Source organism: Microbacterium alcoholitolerans (assembly GCF_050408615.1).
Classification (GTDB): domain Bacteria; phylum Actinomycetota; class Actinomycetes; order Actinomycetales; family Microbacteriaceae; genus Microbacterium.
On record NZ_JBNTKD010000001.1, the window covers coordinates 350,787 to 369,137 of the forward strand.

General features: G+C 68.3%; 16 protein-coding genes. 10 read left to right on the forward strand and 6 right to left on the reverse strand.

Going from position 1 to position 18,351, the window contains the following annotated elements:
- Positions 1-14: 14 nt before the first annotated feature.
- Positions 15-710, forward strand: a complete 696-nt coding sequence (locus ACQUSX_RS01720) for an alanine racemase C-terminal domain-containing protein (RefSeq protein WP_428905248.1) — start codon at positions 15-17, stop codon at positions 708-710.
- Complete coding sequence (locus ACQUSX_RS01725; RefSeq protein WP_428905249.1) at positions 707-1,777, forward strand: alanine racemase; 1,071 nt, start codon at positions 707-709, stop codon at positions 1,775-1,777. The genes ACQUSX_RS01720 and ACQUSX_RS01725 overlap by 4 nt, the downstream gene beginning before the upstream one ends.
- A gap of 25 nt (positions 1,778-1,802) precedes the next feature.
- Here ACQUSX_RS01725 and ACQUSX_RS01730 read toward each other — a convergent pair whose 3' ends face one another.
- Positions 1,803-2,012, reverse strand: coding sequence for a DUF7455 domain-containing protein (locus tag ACQUSX_RS01730; protein ID WP_428905250.1), 210 nt, complete (start codon positions 2,010-2,012; stop codon positions 1,803-1,805).
- A gap of 176 nt (positions 2,013-2,188) precedes the next feature.
- Here ACQUSX_RS01730 and ACQUSX_RS01735 point away from each other — a divergent pair, with 176 nt between their 5' ends.
- Positions 2,189-4,327: a DNA gyrase/topoisomerase IV subunit B gene (locus ACQUSX_RS01735; RefSeq protein ID WP_487250602.1), complete on the forward strand. Its 2,139-nt coding sequence runs from the start codon at positions 2,189-2,191 to the stop codon at positions 4,325-4,327.
- Positions 4,328-4,414: 87 nt separating this feature from the next.
- Here the strand turns inward: ACQUSX_RS01735 and ACQUSX_RS01740 are convergent, their stop codons facing one another.
- A complete protein-coding gene (locus tag ACQUSX_RS01740) occupies positions 4,415-6,853 on the reverse strand; it encodes a DNA gyrase/topoisomerase IV subunit A (protein ID WP_428905252.1) in 2,439 nt (812 codons plus the stop codon).
- An 80-nt stretch (positions 6,854-6,933) separates the two neighbouring features.
- On the opposite strand from ACQUSX_RS01740, the gene ACQUSX_RS01745 reads away from it, so the two are divergent.
- Positions 6,934-8,061, forward strand: a complete 1,128-nt coding sequence (locus ACQUSX_RS01745) for an alkaline phosphatase family protein (RefSeq protein ID WP_428905253.1) — start codon at positions 6,934-6,936, stop codon at positions 8,059-8,061.
- Here the strand turns inward: ACQUSX_RS01745 and sepH are convergent, their stop codons facing one another.
- On the reverse strand, positions 8,062-9,093 hold the full coding sequence (sepH, locus tag ACQUSX_RS01750) for a septation protein SepH (protein ID WP_428905254.1): 1,032 nt from the start codon (positions 9,091-9,093) through the stop codon (positions 8,062-8,064).
- A 206-nt stretch (positions 9,094-9,299) separates the two neighbouring features.
- Between sepH and ACQUSX_RS01755 the strand changes: the two genes are divergently transcribed.
- On the forward strand, positions 9,300-9,593 hold the full coding sequence (locus ACQUSX_RS01755; RefSeq protein ID WP_241928650.1) for a DUF4193 domain-containing protein: 294 nt from the start codon (positions 9,300-9,302) through the stop codon (positions 9,591-9,593).
- Positions 9,594-9,669: 76 nt separating this feature from the next.
- Here ACQUSX_RS01755 and ACQUSX_RS01760 read toward each other — a convergent pair whose 3' ends face one another.
- A complete protein-coding gene (locus tag ACQUSX_RS01760) occupies positions 9,670-10,161 on the reverse strand; it encodes a DUF3093 domain-containing protein (protein WP_428905255.1) in 492 nt (163 codons plus the stop codon).
- Between the two features lie 3 nt (positions 10,162-10,164).
- Here ACQUSX_RS01760 and dut point away from each other — a divergent pair, with 3 nt between their 5' ends.
- The 5 genes from dut (at position 10,165) to dxs (ending at position 17,103) form a co-directional block, all read left to right on the forward strand.
- Positions 10,165-10,614: a dUTP diphosphatase gene (gene dut, locus ACQUSX_RS01765; protein WP_428905256.1), complete on the forward strand. Its 450-nt coding sequence runs from the start codon at positions 10,165-10,167 to the stop codon at positions 10,612-10,614.
- Complete coding sequence (locus ACQUSX_RS01770) at positions 10,611-11,198, forward strand: DUF3710 domain-containing protein (RefSeq protein ID WP_428905257.1); 588 nt, start codon at positions 10,611-10,613, stop codon at positions 11,196-11,198. Before dut ends, ACQUSX_RS01770 begins: the two co-directional genes overlap by 4 nt.
- Complete coding sequence (locus ACQUSX_RS01775; protein ID WP_428905258.1) at positions 11,195-11,974, forward strand: DUF3159 domain-containing protein; 780 nt, start codon at positions 11,195-11,197, stop codon at positions 11,972-11,974. Before ACQUSX_RS01770 ends, ACQUSX_RS01775 begins: the two co-directional genes overlap by 4 nt.
- Positions 11,975-12,128: 154 nt before the next feature.
- The gene (gene acnA / locus ACQUSX_RS01780) at positions 12,129-14,963 is read left to right on the forward strand and encodes an aconitate hydratase AcnA (RefSeq protein WP_428905259.1); all 2,835 of its coding nucleotides are present in this window, start codon (positions 12,129-12,131) and stop codon (positions 14,961-14,963) included.
- Between the two features lie 196 nt (positions 14,964-15,159).
- Entirely contained in the window at positions 15,160-17,103 is a 1,944-nt protein-coding gene (gene dxs, locus ACQUSX_RS01785) for a 1-deoxy-D-xylulose-5-phosphate synthase (protein ID WP_428905260.1), read from the forward strand.
- 2 nt (positions 17,104-17,105) lie between these two features.
- Here the strand turns inward: dxs and ACQUSX_RS01790 are convergent, their stop codons facing one another.
- The gene (locus ACQUSX_RS01790) at positions 17,106-17,675 is read right to left on the reverse strand and encodes a hypothetical protein (RefSeq protein ID WP_428905261.1); all 570 of its coding nucleotides are present in this window, start codon (positions 17,673-17,675) and stop codon (positions 17,106-17,108) included.
- Positions 17,672-18,343 (reverse strand): TetR/AcrR family transcriptional regulator, encoded by a 672-nt coding sequence (locus ACQUSX_RS01795; protein ID WP_428905262.1) that lies wholly within the window; start codon positions 18,341-18,343, stop codon positions 17,672-17,674. Before ACQUSX_RS01795 ends, ACQUSX_RS01790 begins: the two co-directional genes overlap by 4 nt.
- Between the last annotated feature and the right edge of the window lie 8 nt (positions 18,344-18,351).

Here is an 18,351-nt window from a genome sequence, read left to right on the forward strand (position 1 = left end):
ACCGGGAGGACGTCATGGCCAGCAGCAGTGCCGCGCCACGGGTGATCCTGTCGCAGGGCGCGCTCGAGCGGAATGCGCGCGAGCTGCTGAGCGACGGCGGCATCGTAGATCTGCGCCACGATGCATACGGGCACGGACTCGAGCGCGTGGCGCGCGTCGTGACGGAGGCCGGTGCCGAATCCGTTCTGGTGGATGACCCGCAGGCACTCGCGCTCCTGAGCGCAGTGGGCATCCGGGCCTCGCTTGAAGACGCGCCTTGCGTCGACCCGCATCGTCTGCTCGGCGTCCCCGAGCCGGGAGCATCCGAGCAGACCGATCCGGTGATGCGTCTGGACGGGAGGGTGATGTCGACCAAGCCGCTGCGCGCCGGCGAGGCGGTCTCATACGGCTACACGCATCGCGCAGCGCAGGACACCCGGGTGGCGCTGGTGACCGGAGGATATGCGCAGGGCATCCTCCGCGCGCTCGGCAACCGCGCTCGCGTGCAGATCGGTGACAGCACGCATCCGATCGTCGGCCGCATCGCCATGGACGTCTGCGTCGTCGACCTCGATGGAGCGGACGTCCGCGACGACACCTCGGTGACCTTCTTCGGCGGCACGGGACCGATGCGCGACGCGCTCGCGCACTGGTCGGCTGCGACGGGGCTGTCCGCGATGGAGATGGCCGTGGTGATCGGCAGGCACGCGAACCGGGAGTGGAGCGCATGAGCAGTCCGGTGCTGGAGATCTCACGCGGCGCGTTCCGTCGCAACATCGCCGCGGTGCGCGAGCGAATCGCCCCGGGGCAGCTGATGCTGGTGATGAAGGACGACGCGTACGGCTACGGCCTCGGCTGGTCGGTCGCGGAGGCGGCCTCCGCCGGTGTCACCTGGTTCGGCGGGTACGACATCGCGACGGCACTGCGCATCCGGGAGGCACTGGGCATCCGGGAGGCACTGGGCATCCGGGAGCTCACCGACCGGCGCGTGTACGCCTGGGCGACGTCCGCCCGGGGCGAGGTGTCGACCGCGATCGCCGCCGGCATCGACCTCGGCGTGGGCTCGATGGAGTACCTGCGGGAGGTCATCTCGGCCGCGGAGAGCGCCGGCGTCCGCGCCGATGTGCACCTCAAGATCGACACCGGGCTGCACCGCAACGGCTTCCGTCCGGAGGCCTGGGCCGACGCGGTGGCGCTCGCGCGGGCCGCCGAGCGGCGGGGCGCTGTGCGCGTGATCGGCGTGTGGAGCCATCTCGCCGAGGCGAGCGACGCAGAGGACGACGCAGCCCAGGCGGTCTTCCACGACGCCGTGCGGCAGCTGACTGACGCCGGCGGCGAACCCGAGGTGCTGCACCTGACCGCGTCGGCGGCGTCGTGGTGGCGTCCCGAGCTGCGCGGATCACTCAGCCGCATCGGCGCGTTCTGCTACGGCATCCGATCTGCCGACGGTCCGCAGCCGGAGGGCGTCACGCTAATCTCGCGCCTGATCGCGACCGTCGACGCGGTCGACCGCGATCGGGTATCGATCGGAATCGGATCGTTCCATGGGCTGCCGTCCACGCTGCGCGGTGCGAGCGTCGGAACCCCGGGCGGGCCGCGGCGCATCGTCGAGATCGGCGGCGGCGCCACGACGGTGGAGTCGTGGACGGGAGCGAGGATCGGTGACGCAGTTGCGGTGTTCGGCCCCGGTGGTCAGGGGGAGTCGGATGCCACGGCTCTCGCCGAGCGAATCGACACCGTGGGCGAGGAGATCATGACGCGACTCACTCCGGCCGTGCGCCGCGCGGTCGTCGACTGAGTGCACCGGTTCCGGGGCCGGTCGGTCAGGCCTCGATGAGCCGAGCGGTCTCGTCGTGCCAGCTGGTGGCGACGGCGCGCAGCTTCTCCTCGTACTTGCGTCCGTGGTGGGCGCAGAACAGCAGTTCGGAGCCGTTGACCTCGGCGGCGATGTAAGCCTGCGCCCCGCAGGAATCGCAGCGATCCATCGCGGTGAGGCGGTACTCGACGGTCTCTCGCTCTGTCGTAGCGTTCATCTCGGTGCCTCCTCGAGTTTCGGGTTACTTGAGATCGTGCTCAATACAACCACGAGTCCCCTGAGGGAATGCCCGCTTCACGGCGTGTTTCGCTGTGCGCGTACCCGGCCCTCGTCGGTCCCTACGTGGGGGAGTGTCGCGGCCTGCGCAGGTCTCCGCGCGAAATAGACTTGAACATTGTGACCGCCGAGTATTCCGCCCATCATCTCCAGGTGCTTGAGGGCCTTGAGGCCGTTCGCAAGCGACCAGGCATGTACATCGGGTCGAACGGCTCCCCGGGCCTCATGCACTGCCTGTGGGAGATCATCGACAATGCCGTGGATGAGGCCGTGGCGGGCAACGGATCGAAGATCGATGTCGTCCTGCACGAGGACGGGAGCGTGCAGGTCGCCGACCGCGGTCGCGGCGTGCCCGTCGATGTCGAGCCCCGCACGGGACTCACCGGTGTCGAGGTCGTCTACACGAAGCTGCACGCCGGCGGGAAGTTCGGCGGCGGCTCCTACGCCGCCTCAGGCGGTCTGCACGGCGTCGGCGCCTCGGTCGTGAACGCGCTGTCGGAGCGGCTCGACGTCGAGGTCGACCGCGGAGGCAAGACCTATGCGATGTCGTTCCACCGCGGCGAGCCCGGTGTGTTCACCGACGACGGCGAGCCGCGCCCCGACGCCCCGTTCACGCCGTTCGAGGAGCGCAGCGAGCTGCGCGTCATCGGCAAGGTCGCCAAGGGCGTCACCGGCACACGGGTGCGCTATTGGGCCGACCGGCAGATCTTCACGAAGGATGCCGCGTTCCAGCTCAACGAGCTCGAGAACCGCGCCCGTCAGACCGCCTTCCTCGTTCCGGGGCTGGAGATCGTCGTGCGCGATGAGCGCCCTTCGACTACCTCGATGTCCGCGGCGGACGGAGAGAGTTCGGAGTCCGAGACCGGGCCCATCGAGACCTCTTACCTCTATGAGGGCGGCATCTCCGAGTTCGTCGACTATCTGGCGGCCGATGCGCCCGTCACCGACACCTGGCGGATCCAGGGCAGCGGGTCGTTCACCGAGACGGTGCCGGTGCTGCAGAGCGACGGGCATATGAAGTCGACCGAGGTGCACCGCGAGTGCGAGGTCGACATCGCCCTGCGGTGGGGAACCGGCTACGAGACCATCACGCGCTCGTTCGTCAACATCATCGCGACGCCCAAGGGCGGCACCCATCAGCAGGGCTTCGAGCAGGAGCTGCTCAAGACGCTGCGCGGTCAGGTGGATCAGAACGCCCGTCGACTGAAGGTCGGCAACGACAAGCTCGAGAAGGACGACGTGCTGGCGGGCCTCACGGCGGTGCTCACCGTCACGGTCCCTGAGCCGCAGTTCGAGGGGCAGACGAAGGAAGTGCTCGGCACCCCGGCCGTCCGCTCGATCGTCGCGCAGGTGGTGCGCAAGCAGCTGGCCGAGCGGTTCACCTCGACCAAGCGCGACGACAAGAATCAGGCGTCGATGCTGCTCGACAAGATCGTCTCAGAGATGAAGGCGCGCGTGTCGGCGCGTGCGCACAAGGAGACCCAGCGCCGCAAGACCGCCCTGGAGTCGTCGTCGCTGCCGGCCAAGCTGGTCGACTGCCGCTCCAACGACTTCGAGCAGAGTGAGCTGTTCATCGTCGAGGGAGATTCTGCGCTAGGCACGGCCCGGCACGCACGCAACAGCGAGTTCCAGGCCCTGCTGCCGATCCGCGGCAAGATCCTGAACGTGCAGAAGGCCTCGATCGGCGACATGCTCGGCAACGCCGAGTGCGCCGCCATCATCACCACGATCGGTGCGGGCTCCGGACGGTCGTTCGACCTCAGCGCCGCGCGGTACGGCAAAGTCATCTTGATGAGCGACGCGGACGTCGACGGCGCGCACATCCGGACGCTGCTGCTCACCCTGTTCTTCCGGTACATGCGCCCGCTCGTGGAGGCGGGGCGGGTCTACTCGGCTGTGCCGCCGCTGCACCGCGTGATCGTGATGAACCCCGGTTCGAAGCCGAACGAGACGATCTACACGTACTCCGAGGCGGAGCTCCACGCCCTGCTGACCAAGCTGCAGAAGGCCGGGAAGCGCTGGCAGGATCCGATCCAGCGCTACAAGGGTCTCGGTGAGATGGATGCCGATCAGCTGGCGAACACGACGATGGAGAAGTCCGGGCGCCTGCTGCGTAGAGTCACCATCGAGGATGCCGAGTCGGCGGATGCCGCGGTGCGCACGTTCGAGCTGCTGATGGGCAGCGAGGTGGCACCGCGTCGCGAGTTCATCATGACCTCGAGCGACCGCCTCAGCCGCGAGTCGATCGACGCCTGAGCGCCAGAGTCTCTCGCGCTGCACTTTCCTGCATCCGCGGCGCAGGTCTGTGCGGCGGATGCAGGAAACTGCAGCGCTGCGGCGCGATCAGCCGATCGCGGTGCCGACGGAGCCGATGACCGCGTCGAGGGGCTGACCGGAGCCGTCGCGCTTCGCGCCGCCCTCGGGCAGCTGTCGCGCGGCTCCGTCCGTGCCCAGGGCGCGCGGCTCGACGCCGACCCAGCCCAGTCGCAGGCGGTCCTCGCCCTTCAGGAACGCATGCGCTCGGACGCCTCCGGTCGCACGGCCCTTGCCGGGGAACTCCGCGAAGCGCGAGACCTTGGCGCGACCGCCGTCGGTGCCGGGGAGCATGCTCTCGGCACCGGAGATGGTCACCACCACCGCCTCCTCCGGGTTCGACACGACAGTGAACGAGATCACCTCGGTTCCCGAGCCGAGCTTCACGCCGGCCATTCCGCCCGCCGGCGCGCCCTGCGGGCGCACGTTCGACGCGGGGAAGTGCAGCAGCCGGGCATCCGATGTCACGAAAACCAGCTCGGTGGCATCCGGTGCCGGTGCCGCGCCGATGACGACATCCTTCGGCTTGAGGCCGATGACCTCGAGCTCCGGGCGCACGGCGAGAGCCGACGGCACGATGCGCTTGACGACACCGTCCTTCGTGCCGAGCGCGAGCGGTGTCTCATCGTCGAAGCGGATCAGCGCCAGCACGCGCTCCGAGCGGTCGGTGATGCCGAGATAGTCCGCGATGCGCACACCTGCGCCGAGGCCCACCGACGTCGGCGGCACGGCCGGGATGTCCAGCGGTGTGAACCGCACCACGCGGCCGCGGGAGGTCACTGCGCCGATCTCACTGCGGGTCGTCGTCTCGAGCCGCGCGATGATCGCATCGTGCTTGCTGCGACGCGGTGGCGTCGCGATGGCCGACCCCGGCTCGGCATCGACGCGGACCGCTCGGCCGGTCGTTGACAGCAGCAGCGTGGTCGGGGCATCCGCGATCTGCAGCTCGGCGGCCGACTTGGTCGTGCGGGCCTTCGGCGGTGCGGCGTTGAGCAGCAGGGTGCGGCGCGGGGTCCCGAACGTCTCGGACACGGCATCCAGCTCCCGCGCGACCTGCGCCCGGACGAGCGCGGGATCGGCGAGCAGCTCCTCGAGCTCCGCGATCTCGGCGAGCAGCTTGTCGCGCTCGGCCTCCAGCTCGAGACGCGAGAACTTCGTCAGGCGGCGCAGCCGCAGCTCGAGGATGTACTCGGCCTGCACCTCGTCGAGCTCGAACACCTGCTGCAGCCGGGCGCGGGCCGTCTCGGAGTCCTCTGAGGACCGGATGACCTGGATGACCTCATCGATGTCGAGGATCGCCAGCAGCAGACCGCGCACCAGGTGCAGTCGCTCGTTGCGGCGGGCCAGGCGATACCGGCTGCGCCGCGTCACCACCTCGATGCGGTGCTGCAGGTACACCCGCAGCAGCTCCTTCAGCCCGAGCGTGCGCGGCTGGCCCTCGACGAGGGCGACGTTGTTGATCGAGAACGAGTCCTCGAGTGGCGTGTAGCGGAACAGCTGCTCCAGCACGGCGGCCGGATCGAAGCCGGTCTTGATGGTGATGACCAGCCGCAGCCCGTTCTTGCGGTCGGTGAGGTCCTGCACGTCGCTGATGCCCTGCAGCTTCTTCGCGTTGACAGCGTCTTTGAGCTTCTCGATGACGCGCTCCGGGCCCACCTGGTATGGCAGCTCGGTCACCACGATCCCGGTGCGACGCGGTCCCAGCGGCTCGATCGAGGTCTTCGCGCGCAGCTTGAACGCCCCGCGTCCGCTCTCATAGGCGTCCTTGACTCCGTCGAGACCCATCAGGATGCCGCCGGACGGGAAGTCCGGTCCTGGCACGAACTCCATCAGGTCGGCGGTGCCGGCATCCGGGTTCTCGAGCAGGTGGATCGCCGCGGAGATGACCTCGATGAGGTTGTGCGGCGCCATGTTCGTCGCCATTCCGACAGCGATGCCACTCGCGCCGTTGACGAGCAGATTGGGGAAGGCCGCCGAGAGCACGCCCGGCTGCTGGAACTGGCCGTCGTAGTTCGGCACGAAGTCGACGACGTCCTCATCGAGGTGCTCGGTCATCGCGAGGGCGGACGCCGCGAGGCGGGCCTCGGTGTACCGCGAGGCCGCCGGCCCGTCATCGAGCGAGCCGAAGTTGCCGTGTCCGTCGACCAGCGGCACGCGCAGCGCGAAGTCCTGGGCGAGACGCACCAGCGCGTCGTAGATCGCCGAGTCGCCGTGCGGGTGCAGCTTTCCCATCACCTCGCCGACGACGCGGGCGCTCTTCACGTGACCGCGGTCCGGTCGCAGGCCCATCTCGGCCATCTGGTACAGGATGCGGCGCTGCACGGGCTTGAGTCCGTCGCGGGCGTCGGGGAGCGCGCGCGAGTAGATCACCGAGTAGGCGTACTCGAGGAACGACCCCTGCATCTCCTGGGACAGATCGATGTCCTGGATGCGCTCCTGGACGGGCTCAGATGGCGAGGGCTTTGGCATGGACTTCCTGCGGACGCTCGGGTGACTCGCAACAGCGCTCGGGCGCGGTGCGTCGGGAAGCCTGTGAAAGACTGACCCGGATGTCTCTCATGCTACCGTCCAGCCTCGAATCGCCGCGGAACATCACCGGGGTGGCGCCTGAGCTGCTGGCCGCGCTGCGCGGCGAGTCGGCGCAGTTCCCGCGCGTGCGCTCGGTGGTGCTGGTGGTCGTCGACGGACTCGGCGCCATCCCGCTGCGCGCGCACGCCGGCCATGCGCGCACCCTGGCCTCGGCTATGGGAAAGAAGGATGCGATCGGCTCTGTCTTCCCGACGACCACGGCGGCCGCGCTGACCAGCCTGCTCACCGGCACCACCCCCGGTGTGCACGGCATGGTCGGGTATCGCGTGCGCCACCCGCAGCGGGATGCCCTCGTCAACCAGCTCACGGACTGGGAGGACGCCGGTATCGATCCGCTCGCCTGGCAGCCGGCACCGACGGTGTTCGAGCGGGCGAGTACGGCCGGACATGCCGCATTCGTCGTCGGGATCGGCGCATACGCCGGCAGCGGCTTCACCCGCGCCACGCTGCGTGGAGGAGAGTTCCGCCCGGCTGCGTCCGTCGCCGATCGCGTCGGCCTCGCATACGAGCTCGCGGATGCCGAGGACGGCGCCGTGGTGTACTGCTACCTGCCCGAGGTCGACAAGGCCGGGCACAAGCACGGCATCGACTCCGCCGAATGGGTCGCCGCGCTCGAAGACATCGATGCGGCTCTGTCGCAGTCGATCCCGGACGGAGTCGGGGTGGTGATCACGGCTGACCACGGGATGGTCGACGTTCCCGCGCACCGCCAGCTCGTGCTTGATGCCGCAGGCGGCTGGCACGATGGCATCCGACACATCGGCGGCGAACCAAGGATGCTGCATGTCTACACCCAGCCCGACGCCGACCATGCGGCTCTCCTGAGCCGCTGGCGCAGCGACCTGGACGGATACGCCGACGTGCTCAGCCGCGCCGAGGCGATCGAATCCGGGCTGTTCGGCCCGGTCGTGACCGACGACGCCGGGGCGCGGATGGGAGACATGCTCGCGATCGCGCGCTCGAATTTCGCGCTGTACGACGGGGATGCCGAAGATCAGCGCGGCCGGGCCATGGTCGGCCAGCACGGCGCGCTCACTCCCGAGGAGTGGCGTGTGCCGCTGATCCGGCTGGGCGGGTTCCGCCGCTGATCAGTCGTCGGTGCGCGCGCCGAAGACGATCTCGTCCCAGCTCGGCATCGCGTTGCGGCGCTTGCGACGACCGCCGGATGCATCGGAGGCCGGCTGGGGTTCCGGCTGCTTCTCGTCCTCTTCCGGCTCCTCCAGCGCGTCGAACAGCGAGATCGGCGACGGCTCCTCGGCCTCGGTCTCGTCGTCGTCGATCAGCGGAGCCGACTCTCGCTGTCCGCGGCGTCGGCGCAGGGCCTCCAGCAGATCGGCGGTCTCAGCACTCGTGTGGTGATCTTCCGGTGCTCGGCGCGCCGCGGCGGCCTGTGCCGCAGCGCTGGAGTGCTCCGGAGCGCTCACCGCGTCGGCTTCGTGCTCCTCGGGTGGCGGCAGCAGCCGGGGGCCGAACGCACCGGAGTCGAATCGGGTGTCGTCCTTGTAGGGCGAGACGCGCTCGGTGTCGACGGCACGCAGTCGCGGGATGAGACCATCCGGAAGGGATCCCTGACGCGACAGCTGGGTCGCATCGGCGTTGGTCGGCGACAGCGTGCTGCGTCGTGGGTCGAACGCCCATCGTGCGTCGTGGGCGACTTCATTCGCGGTGAACTCGAGCTTCACGGTCCAGCCGGACTCGTCCTTCCAGCTCGCCCAGCGCTCATCCGTGGCCGCGAGATCCGCCAGCTTCGCGCGCACCGCGGTGCCGAAGGTCGGCTGCGCATCGGGCTCCACGTCGCTGCCGATCAGCACGGGGACGGCGAGCGCCTGATTGACGACGTGCTCGCGCTCAGCAAGCACCGGGCCCTCGAACCTGGCCACGTCCGACTCGCTCACGCCGAGCAGCGCAGCCACCTCGGAGGCCGTGAGACCGGCGCGGATCTGCGCCTGGATGTCACGCGGGCTGGCTGCGAGACGAGCGGCGGCCGGCTCCGTGTCACGGGTCGCCCGACGCACCTCACGGTGCAGCACGTCGTCGATGGGGAGCGCGAAGCGCTGCCCGGACTCCGTGGCGAGGACGAGGACTCCCGCTTCTGTTCCGACGATGGTGACGTTTTCCATGCGAATGCCCCTCTGATGGGTGTGCGTTCATGGTGTCATGTGTGCGCGGGAGGACCCGGGAATAGCGTGGGCGTGCCGTGAGTTTTCCTGTCCGTGCGCAAGAGCATTTGCTTATTGCCCAGCATTCGTGCAAACTATGGCCGCCGCTCACCCGAATCGGCACCACTCACCCACCCCCTCGTACCACGGAAGTGGAGACTTACCGCATGGCAACCGACTACGACGCCCCCCGCAAGAGCGAAGACGACTCCGAGTCGATCGAAGCACTTAAGGAGCGTGTGCCGAACACCCAGTCCGGCGCTGGCGACGTCGAGGACTCCGACAACCCCACGGGTTTCGAGCTCCCCGGTGCGGACCTTTCCGATGTGGAGCTCGACGTCGTCGTTCTCCCGGCCCAGCAGGACGAGTTCACCTGCATGAGCTGCTTCCTCGTGAAGCACCGCTCGCAGCTCGACCACGAAGGCCCTGAAGGTCCCATCTGCAAGGAGTGCGCCGCCTGACGCACCCACGACACGTCCGCGCCCCGGCCCTCACGGCCCGGGGCGCGTTCTGTGTCTCAGGCCGATTCTCCGCGTCTCAGGCCGATTCTCCGCCTGAGGTGCGCGCCGTGCGGATCGCGGCGGCCAGCCGGTCCGGAGTGCGCGTGGAGATCGTCCAGCTGTTGATCGGGTCGGCGGGGTCGGTGACCGGCACGATCACGAGCCCGTCGACGCCGCCGCGCAGGAAGTGCCAGCCGTCGCGGGCGATGTCGCGGGTGCGCCGATCGCGCGCATCCGATCCGGTGAACTCCGCCGGGGCGCCGAGCCAGCGAGCGTCGATGTGCGCGCGTCCGACATGCAGCACCGTGCCGGCGACGCGGACGGTGGGGGAGAGCAGGATGCTCAGCGCCACCAGGATCACCGACACGATCGCGCCGATGACCAGTGCGACGGTGGGAGCGATGGGGGCGAAGACCAGGGCGACCATGGGCCCGCCGAGGGCGATCGTCACCAGCATCCACAAGCTCGGGGTCAGACGCTCGCGGTACGTCTCGCTCGCGTCCTGCTCGGTGTTCTGCATTAGCCTCATGGGGTGACTCATTCCGTTGTCGTACCCATTATCGCCGCCAGCGTGCCGACCTACGCTCACCCGGGGGACGCCGGAGCCGACCTCGTCGCCACGCAGGCGGTGCGGCTGGAGCCGGGCGAGCGCAGCCTGATCGGCACGGGCGTGAGCATCGCGCTGCCAGAGGGGTATGCCGCCTTCGTCGTGCCGCGCAGCGGACTGGCCGCCAAGCACGGGATCACCGTGGTGAACACGCCCGGCACCGTCGATGCGGGTTATCGGGGCGAGATCAAGGTGACCCTGCTGAACACCGACAGCAAGCAAGCGTACGATGTGGCGGTCGGTGATCGGATCGCCCAGCTGATCGTGATGCCCGTCGTCCGGGCCCGCTTCGAACCCGTCGAGGAGCTGCCGGACAGCGTGCGCGGCGACGGCGGATTCGGGTCCACCGGCTATACCCAGGGAAAGAGCGAATGACTGAAGAGATCGAACCCGCGCTGAAGTCCGCACCGGCAGACCGTTCCACAGCGGGACCGTTCGACGACGCCGAGGCGAATCCCGTCAGGCCGTACATCGACCTCGGCGGCATCAAGGTGCTGCCGCGTGAGGGCCTGAACCTGCGGCTCGAGGTCGAGGAGCAGAGCAAGCGCATCGTGGCCGTCGGACTCGACTACGCCGCCTCGTCGCTGCAGGTGCAGCCGTTCGCGGCGCCGCGCACGCGCGGGCTGTGGGATGAGACCCGCGTGCAGCTGCGCGATCAGATCCGCACGCAGGGCGGACGCGTCGAAGAGCGCGAGGGGCCGCTCGGCAAGGAGCTGCTCGCAGAGGTGCCCGCCACGGCAGCGGAGGGCTCCGGCATGCGCCTGGCGCGGTTCGTCGGCGTCGACGGCCCGCGCTGGTTCCTGCGCGGAGTGATCGGCGGCGACGCGGCATCCGACCCCGCCGCGGCAGAGCAGATCGAGGACCTGTTCCGCTCGATCGTCGTCGTGCGGGGAGGGACGCCCATGCCCCCGCGGGATCTCATCCCGCTGAAGATGCCGTCCACTCCGGGCGCGGCGTGACCGAGCCCAGCCCGGAGCGGCCGTCGGACGACGTCCCCGCCGGCGCCCCCCGCGCGGGCGACAACCCGGCGGAGGATGCGAGCGCCGCCGAGATCTTCGGCTCCGCCCTCGGCTCGGCAGCCCGCCGGGCGGGCATGGATCCGGACGTCGAGCAGTCCACCGGGCACATGATCTGGCAGGTCATCGGGGGCTGGCGCGGCGTCATGGAGTCCGTGCTTCCGCTGCTGGTCTTCATCGTCACCTACACGACCACCCGTCACCTGCTGCTCGCACTCGGACTCTCCGTCGGCATCGCAGCCGTCTTCACCGTCGCCCGCCTGGTGATGAAGTCCCCGCCGGTCGCGGCGTTCTCGGGACTCTTCGCCGCGGTGATCGCCGCAGGGCTGCCGCTGTTCACCGGGCGCGCCGAGGACCAGTTCGTCATCGGCTTCATCACGAACATCGTGTACGGCTCGGCCTTCCTCATCTCCGCGCTGGTGCGCTGGCCCCTGATCGGGCTCGCCGTCGGCTTCCTCATGGGGGAGGGCATCGCGTGGCGTCAGGATGCCCGCAAGCGACGGACGTTCGCGTGGCTGTCCCTGGCGTGGGCTGCGCTGTTCCTGCTGCGCCTCGGCTTGCAGCTGCCGTTCTACTTCCAGGGCGACGTGGCGACCCTCGGGACGGTCAAGATCGTGATGGGGCTGCCGTTCTTCGCGGCCGTGCTCGCACTGACCTGGCTCGTGACACGCCGCCTGTACGCAAAGCGCGACACGCCCGCCTCGCCGACGGACATCTGATAGATTTATCTTGACGTCAAGATAAATTGCAGGCTTTCGTCGAGACGCGGAGCGGCGCACACTGGTAAGGCACACCTTGCTAGCCGTATCGCTCACTCGGCGAGCAAGATGGAACCGACTATCGCTTCCATCCGAATCAGAAGGAGACGGATTCGTGTCCACGGTGAACAGCTTCGGTGCCAAGAGCACCCTGACGGTCGGCAGCACCGACTACGAGATCTTCCGCATCGACACGGTCGCAGGCCACGAGAAGCTCCCCTTCAGCCTGAAGGTCCTGCTCGAGAACCAGTTGCGCACCGAGGACGGCGCGAACGTCACTCGGGCACAGATCGAGGCGCTCGGCTCATGGGACCCCTCAGCGGACCCCGACACCGAGATCCAGTTCACGCCCGCGCGCGTGGTCATGCAGGACTTCACGGGCGTTCCGTGCATCGTCGACCTCGCCACCATGCGCGAGGCTGTCACCGCTCTCGGCGGAGATCCCAACAAGATCAACCCGCTCTCGCCGGCCGAGATGGTCATCGACCACTCCGTGATCGCCGATCTGTTCGGTCGTCCCGACGCGATCGAGCGCAATGTCGAGATCGAGTACCAGCGCAACGGCGAGCGCTACCAGTTCCTGCGCTGGGGCCAGACCGCCTTCGACGATTTCAAGGTCGTCCCCCCGGGCACCGGAATCGTGCACCAGGTCAACATCGAGCACCTCGCGAAGGTCATCTACGACCGCAGCGTCGACGGCGTGCTGCGCGCCTACCCCGACACCTGCGTCGGCACCGACTCGCACACCACCATGGTCAACGGTCTCGGCGTCCTCGGCTGGGGCGTCGGCGGCATCGAGGCCGAGGCGGCCATGCTCGGCCAGCCCGTCTCGATGCTCATCCCGCGCGTCGTGGGCTTCAAGCTCACCGGCGAGATCCCCTCGGGCGTCACGGCCACCGACGTCGTTCTCACGATCACCGACATGCTGCGCCAGCATGGCGTCGTCGGCAAGTTCGTGGAGTTCTACGGCGCCGGCGTGGCATCCGTTCCACTCGCCAACCGCGCCACCATCGGAAACATGTCGCCGGAGTTCGGCTCCACCGCGGCGATGTTCCCGATCGACGACGTCACGCTGGACTACCTGCGCCTGACCGGCCGCGACGAGCAGGCGGTCGACCTCGTCGAGGCGTACTCGAAGGCGCAGGGCCTGTGGCACGACCCGGCCAAGGAGCCGGCGTACTCCGAGTACATGGAGCTCGACCTGTCGACGGTCGTCCCCTCGATCGCGGGCCCCAAGCGTCCGCAGGATCGCATCCTGCTGTCCGAGGCCAAGGAGCAGTTCGAGAAGGACATCGTCAACTACGCGACGCCGACGACCTCCGACGACATCGTCGACCTCGAGTCGAAGCACTCCTTCCCGGCATCCGACCCGGGGCAGGTCCCCGGCGACGAAGAGACGACGACCCGCCCTGTTCACATCAACAGCGGCGCACCGGCGCACGCCTCGAGGCCGGTGCCGGTGGTCACCCCTGACGGCCAGAACTACATCCTCGACAACGGTGCTGTCACGCTCGCTGCGATCACCTCGTGCACCAACACGTCGAACCCGTCGGTCATGATCGCGGCCGGTCTTCTCGCCCGCAAGGCGCGTCAGAAGGGCCTGAAGCAGAAGCCGTGGGTGAAGACCACGCTCGGCCCCGGCTCGAAGGTCGTCACCGACTACTACGAGAAGTCCGGCCTCGACAAGGACCTCGAGGGCCTCGGCTTCTACACGGTCGGCTACGGCTGCACGATCTGCATCGGAAACTCCGGTCCGCTGATCGAGGAGGTCTCGGCCGCGGTCAACGACCACGACCTGGCCGTCACCGCCGTGCTGTCGGGCAACCGCAACTTCGAGGGGCGCATCAGCCCCGACGTCAAGATGAACTACCTGGCCAGCCCGCCCCTCGTGGTCGCATACGCCCTCGCGGGCTCGATGCACTTCGACTTCGAGAACGACGCGCTGGGCCAGGACGAGGCCGGCAACGACGTCTTCCTGAAGGACATCTGGCCCGACCCCGAAGAGGTGCAGAGCGTCATCGACTCGTCGATCTCGCGCGACCAGTTCATCAAGCAGTACGCCACCGTCTTCGACGGCGACGAGCGCTGGACGAGCCTGCCCACCCCGACGGGACCCATCTTCGAGTGGGACGAGGACTCGACGTACGTGCGCAAGGCGCCGTACTTCGACGGAATGGGACTGACGCCGGCGCCGGTCACCGACATCACCGGTGCACGCGTGCTGGCCACGCTCGGCGACTCGGTCACCACCGACCACATCTCACCCGCCGGCAACATCAAGGCCGGCACCCCGGCTGCCGAGTACCTCACCGCGCACGGCGTCGCGCAGAAGGACTTCAACTCCTTCGGCTCGCGTCGTGGCAACCACGAGGTGATGATCCGCGGAACGTTCGCGAACATCCGCCTGAAGAACGCACTGGTCAAGGCCGTCAACGACGGTCAGCAGATCGAGGGCGGCTTCACCCGCGACTTCACCCAGGCCGGTGGCCCACAGGCGTACATCTACGACGCCTCGCAGAACTACCAGGACCAGGGCACGCCGCTGGTGATCTTCGGCGGCAAGGAGTACGGCTCCGGATCGTCGCGAGACTGGGCGGCCAAGGGCACCAACCTGCTCGGCGTCAAGGCTGTCATCACCGAGAGCTTCGAGCGGATCCACCGCTCGAACCTGATCGGCATGGGCGTCGTCCCGCTGCAGTTCCCCGCCGGCGAGACCTGGGAGAGCCTTGGGCTGGATGGCACCGAGATCGTCTCGATCGAGGGCCTGACCCAGCTCAACGAGGGCACGACCCCGAAGACGGTCAAGGTCACGGCCACCCCGAGCGAGTTCTCGGCGGCCGGTCGCGAACCGATCACCTTCGACGCAGTCGTCCGCATCGACACCCCCGGTGAGGCGGACTACTACCGCAACGGCGGCATCCTGCAGTACGTGCTGCGTTCGCTCGTCTGACACCCGTGATGCGAGAGCGCCTCGTCAGGCTTCGGCCCGGCGGGGCGCTTTCGTCATGAGAACAGCTGGCGAAGCACGTCCGGGTCGCATTCCAGCACCGACTGTCGCACCGAACACCCAAGGACGCGGAGATAGACTGGAGCTCATGCGCGCGCGCCCACCGGCCGTGCGGTCGCCGAGTCGCGGAGGAGCGTCCATGCCGATCCTGCCGAGCATCACCGGTCCACGAGATCTTGATCTGCTCTCACCCGAGGAACTCACCGAACTCGCTGCGGAGATCCGCACCTTCCTCGTTGAGAACGTCGCCCGCACCGGCGGGCATCTCGGGCCGAACCTCGGCGTCGTCGAGCTGACGATCGCACTGCACCGGGTGTTCTCATCACCCGAAGACCCCTTCATCTTCGACACAGGGCATCAGTCGTACGTGCACAAGCTGCTCACCGGGCGCCAGGACTTCTCGCAGCTGCGCGCGCGCGGCGGCCTGGCCGGCTACCCGCAGCGTTCCGAGAGCCCGCATGATGTCGTGGAGTCCTCACACGCCTCCAGTTCGCTGAGCTGGGCGGACGGCGTCTCCCGTGCGCTGACTGCCACGGGTCGCTCTGATCGGCACGTCATCGCCGTCGTCGGCGACGGCGCGCTGACGGGGGGAATGACGTGGGAAGCGCTGAACAACATCAGCGATGACAACGAGCGCAACCTCGTCATCGTCGTCAATGACAACGGCCGTTCCTACGCCCCGACGATCGGGGGGATGTCGCGGTATCTCAACCGTGTCCGCACGGCGGGAGCCTATCGCGATCTGCACCGGAAGTCCGACCGACTGTTCCGCGCCTTCGGGCCGTTCGGCCGGGCGATGTTCCGAGGCGTGCGAGGCGGCACGCATGGGTTCCTCTCGCGCTTCACGAACAACGTGGCGCTGTATTCCAATCTCGACATCAAGTATCTCGGCCCGGTCGACGGTCATGACATCCCTGCGCTGATGGAGACTCTGCGTCTGGCCAAGGACTACGGTGCACCTGTCATCGTGCACGCCATCACCGAGAAGGGTCGCGGCTATCAGCCGGCCCGTGACGACATCGCCGACCAGTTCCATGCCGTGGGGCGCATCGATCCCAAGACGGGCGGCGCGCTGGGCTCGTCATCCGGAAAGTCCTGGACGTCGGTGTTCTCCGACGCGCTGGTCGCCGTGGGCGAGCGCGAGCACAACGTCATCGCCATGACCGCGGCGATGCTGCGTCCGACTGGCCTTGCCGCGTTCGCGGAACGCTTCCCGGACAGGGTGTACGACGTCGGCATCGCCGAGCAGCACGCTGTCGCCTCCGCCGCGGGGCTGGCGTTCGGAGGACTGCATCCGGTCGTCGCGATCTACGCGACGTTCATGAACCGCGCCTTCGATCAGGTGCTGATGGATGTCGCCCTGCATCGTGCCGGCGTCACCTTCGTGCTCGACCGGGCCGGTGTCACGGGCCCCGACGGCCCCAGCCATCACGGCGTCTGGGACCTCGCGATGCTGCAGCTGGTGCCCGGCATCCGCATTGCCGCTCCGCGCGACGGGGTGCGTCTGCGCGAGCTCCTCGACGAGGCTGTCGCGGTCGACGACGCCCCCACGGTGATCCGCTACCCGAAGGGCGACGCCCCTCACGAGATCATCGCCCTCGAGCGGCTCGCGGACGGCACCGATGTGCTTGCCCGGCAGGGGGCGGAGGATGTGCTCATCGTGGCGATCGGATCGTTTGCGGAGATGGGCCTCGCAATCGCGGAGAAGCTCCAAGCGCACGGCATCGGCGCGACCGTGATCGATCCGCGCTGGGCGGTGCCCGTTCAGCCCGCGGTCGTCGAGCTTGCGCGTCGTCACCGACTGGTGATCACTCTGGAAGACGGCATCCGCGTCGGCGGTGTCGGCACCCGGGTGCGCCAGGTGCTCCGTGAGGCGGGGATCGACACGGGCGTGGACGAGCTGGGACTGCCCGACGAGTTCCTCGATCACGCCACGCGCGAGCAGATCCTCGCGGATGCCGGCCTGACAGCCGAGAAGATCGCAGCCGATGTGGTCGAGCAGGTCAGCGGCACGCGCCTGCCGGTTGCGAAGGCACCGGGGCAGACCGGCGTGATAGACCTGCCGCTGCACGAGAGCCGGTGAGTTCAGGAGTCCAGCGCGAAGTCCTCGAATTGGGCATCGCCGTCGGACCTGCGCAGAAACGCGTTCAGGCGCGTCGGCGGGTATTCGCTGCGCAGGTCATCCCGTTCGAGAGCGCGCCGTGAAGCCCGCCACCATCCCAGAGCAACCGCGACCGCACTCCCGGCGGCATAAGACCAATTCGGCCAGCTGATGAGTGCATCCGTGATCTGCGCGTAGGCGAGCAGTGTCCACGCGGCGAATGTCACGAACCCGACGGCCGCACCGAGTGTTGTGAACGCGAGGACATGGATCCAGCGATCTGCGGTGCGCCGCAGACAGTATCCGAGAAGCCACGCCAATGGGCTGAAAACCAGCATGGCGACGAGCGAGACGAACCCTCCGATGACGAGACCGTAGATGATCGCGACCACGATGAAGCCCGCGCTCGGAGTGAACAGTTCCGGGAGGGAGCTGATGATGATGAGGGCTGGGAGGAACGCGAGGAAGAGGCCCCAGGCTGTCCATGCTCCCAACCAGAACTCCACCGAGGTGAACGCCATCGGGTGCTCCGGCGTGCGGACTGTGGTGTTCATGCGCGCACATCCGCGATCTGGTCGAGCAGGTCGCGCGCGACGCCGCGAACACCGGGAACGCGTGCGAAGGGGAGGGCGACGGCGAACAGCCGGAGCGCTGTGTCCAAGAGTCGCTGGGTGCCGCGATGCTGGTCGGTGCTGTCGTAGGTCCAGCGCAGCACCAGACCGAGATGGGCGACGAACAGGGCATCCGGCATCCGCGCTGTCAGATCCTCTGGGAGCCGGTGGTCAGCGCCGTCGATCGCCGACTGAATCAGGCCGACCGTGACCTCGCGCGCGGGTGAGGACTCCTGTGAGAGGGGGTTGATGGGCGAGTCCGGCGCGATCATCGCACTGAGGAACCCCGGCGCAACCCGCTGGTACGGGGCAAGAACGGCCAGGCCGGACTCGAACACGATCCGAAGCCGGTCGACGAGGCCTGTGGTCTGCTTCAGCAGCGGGGTGGCGAGGCGAACATGCTCGCGCTGCACCTCTTGGTAAAGCTCCTGGACGAGGTGTGTCTTCGACGGGAAGTAGTAGTACGCGTTCCCGACCGACACTCCGGCTTCGGAGGCGATCAGCCGGATGGTGGTGTCCGGATACCCGCGTTCGACGAATGACCTGATCGCGGCGTCTCGAATCCGGGTTCGCGTCTGCTCTGCTTTCGGTGTGCGCTCAGAACTGAACATGTTCAAAT

Bases quoted from the DNA above. Each gene is read 5' to 3' on its own strand.
- ACQUSX_RS01720 (WP_428905248.1), top strand. From the start codon at position 15: ATGGCCAGCAGCAGTGCCGCGCCACGGGTGATCCTGTCGCAGGGCGCG.
- ACQUSX_RS01725 (WP_428905249.1), top strand. From the start codon at position 707: ATGAGCAGTCCGGTGCTGGAGATCTCACGCGGCGCGTTCCGTCGCAAC.
- ACQUSX_RS01730 (WP_428905250.1), bottom strand. From the start codon at position 2,012: ATGAACGCTACGACAGAGCGAGAGACCGTCGAGTACCGCCTCACCGCG.
- ACQUSX_RS01740 (WP_428905252.1), bottom strand. From the start codon at position 6,853: ATGCCAAAGCCCTCGCCATCTGAGCCCGTCCAGGAGCGCATCCAGGAC.
- ACQUSX_RS01745 (WP_428905253.1), top strand. From the start codon at position 6,934: ATGTCTCTCATGCTACCGTCCAGCCTCGAATCGCCGCGGAACATCACC.
- sepH (WP_428905254.1), bottom strand. From the start codon at position 9,093: ATGGAAAACGTCACCATCGTCGGAACAGAAGCGGGAGTCCTCGTCCTC.
- ACQUSX_RS01755 (WP_241928650.1), top strand. From the start codon at position 9,300: ATGGCAACCGACTACGACGCCCCCCGCAAGAGCGAAGACGACTCCGAG.
- ACQUSX_RS01760 (WP_428905255.1), bottom strand. From the start codon at position 10,161: ATGAGGCTAATGCAGAACACCGAGCAGGACGCGAGCGAGACGTACCGC.
- ACQUSX_RS01770 (WP_428905257.1), top strand. From the start codon at position 10,611: ATGACTGAAGAGATCGAACCCGCGCTGAAGTCCGCACCGGCAGACCGT.
- dxs (WP_428905260.1), top strand. From the start codon at position 15,160: ATGCCGATCCTGCCGAGCATCACCGGTCCACGAGATCTTGATCTGCTC.
- ACQUSX_RS01790 (WP_428905261.1), bottom strand. From the start codon at position 17,675: ATGAACACCACAGTCCGCACGCCGGAGCACCCGATGGCGTTCACCTCG.
- ACQUSX_RS01795 (WP_428905262.1), bottom strand. From the start codon at position 18,343: ATGTTCAGTTCTGAGCGCACACCGAAAGCAGAGCAGACGCGAACCCGG.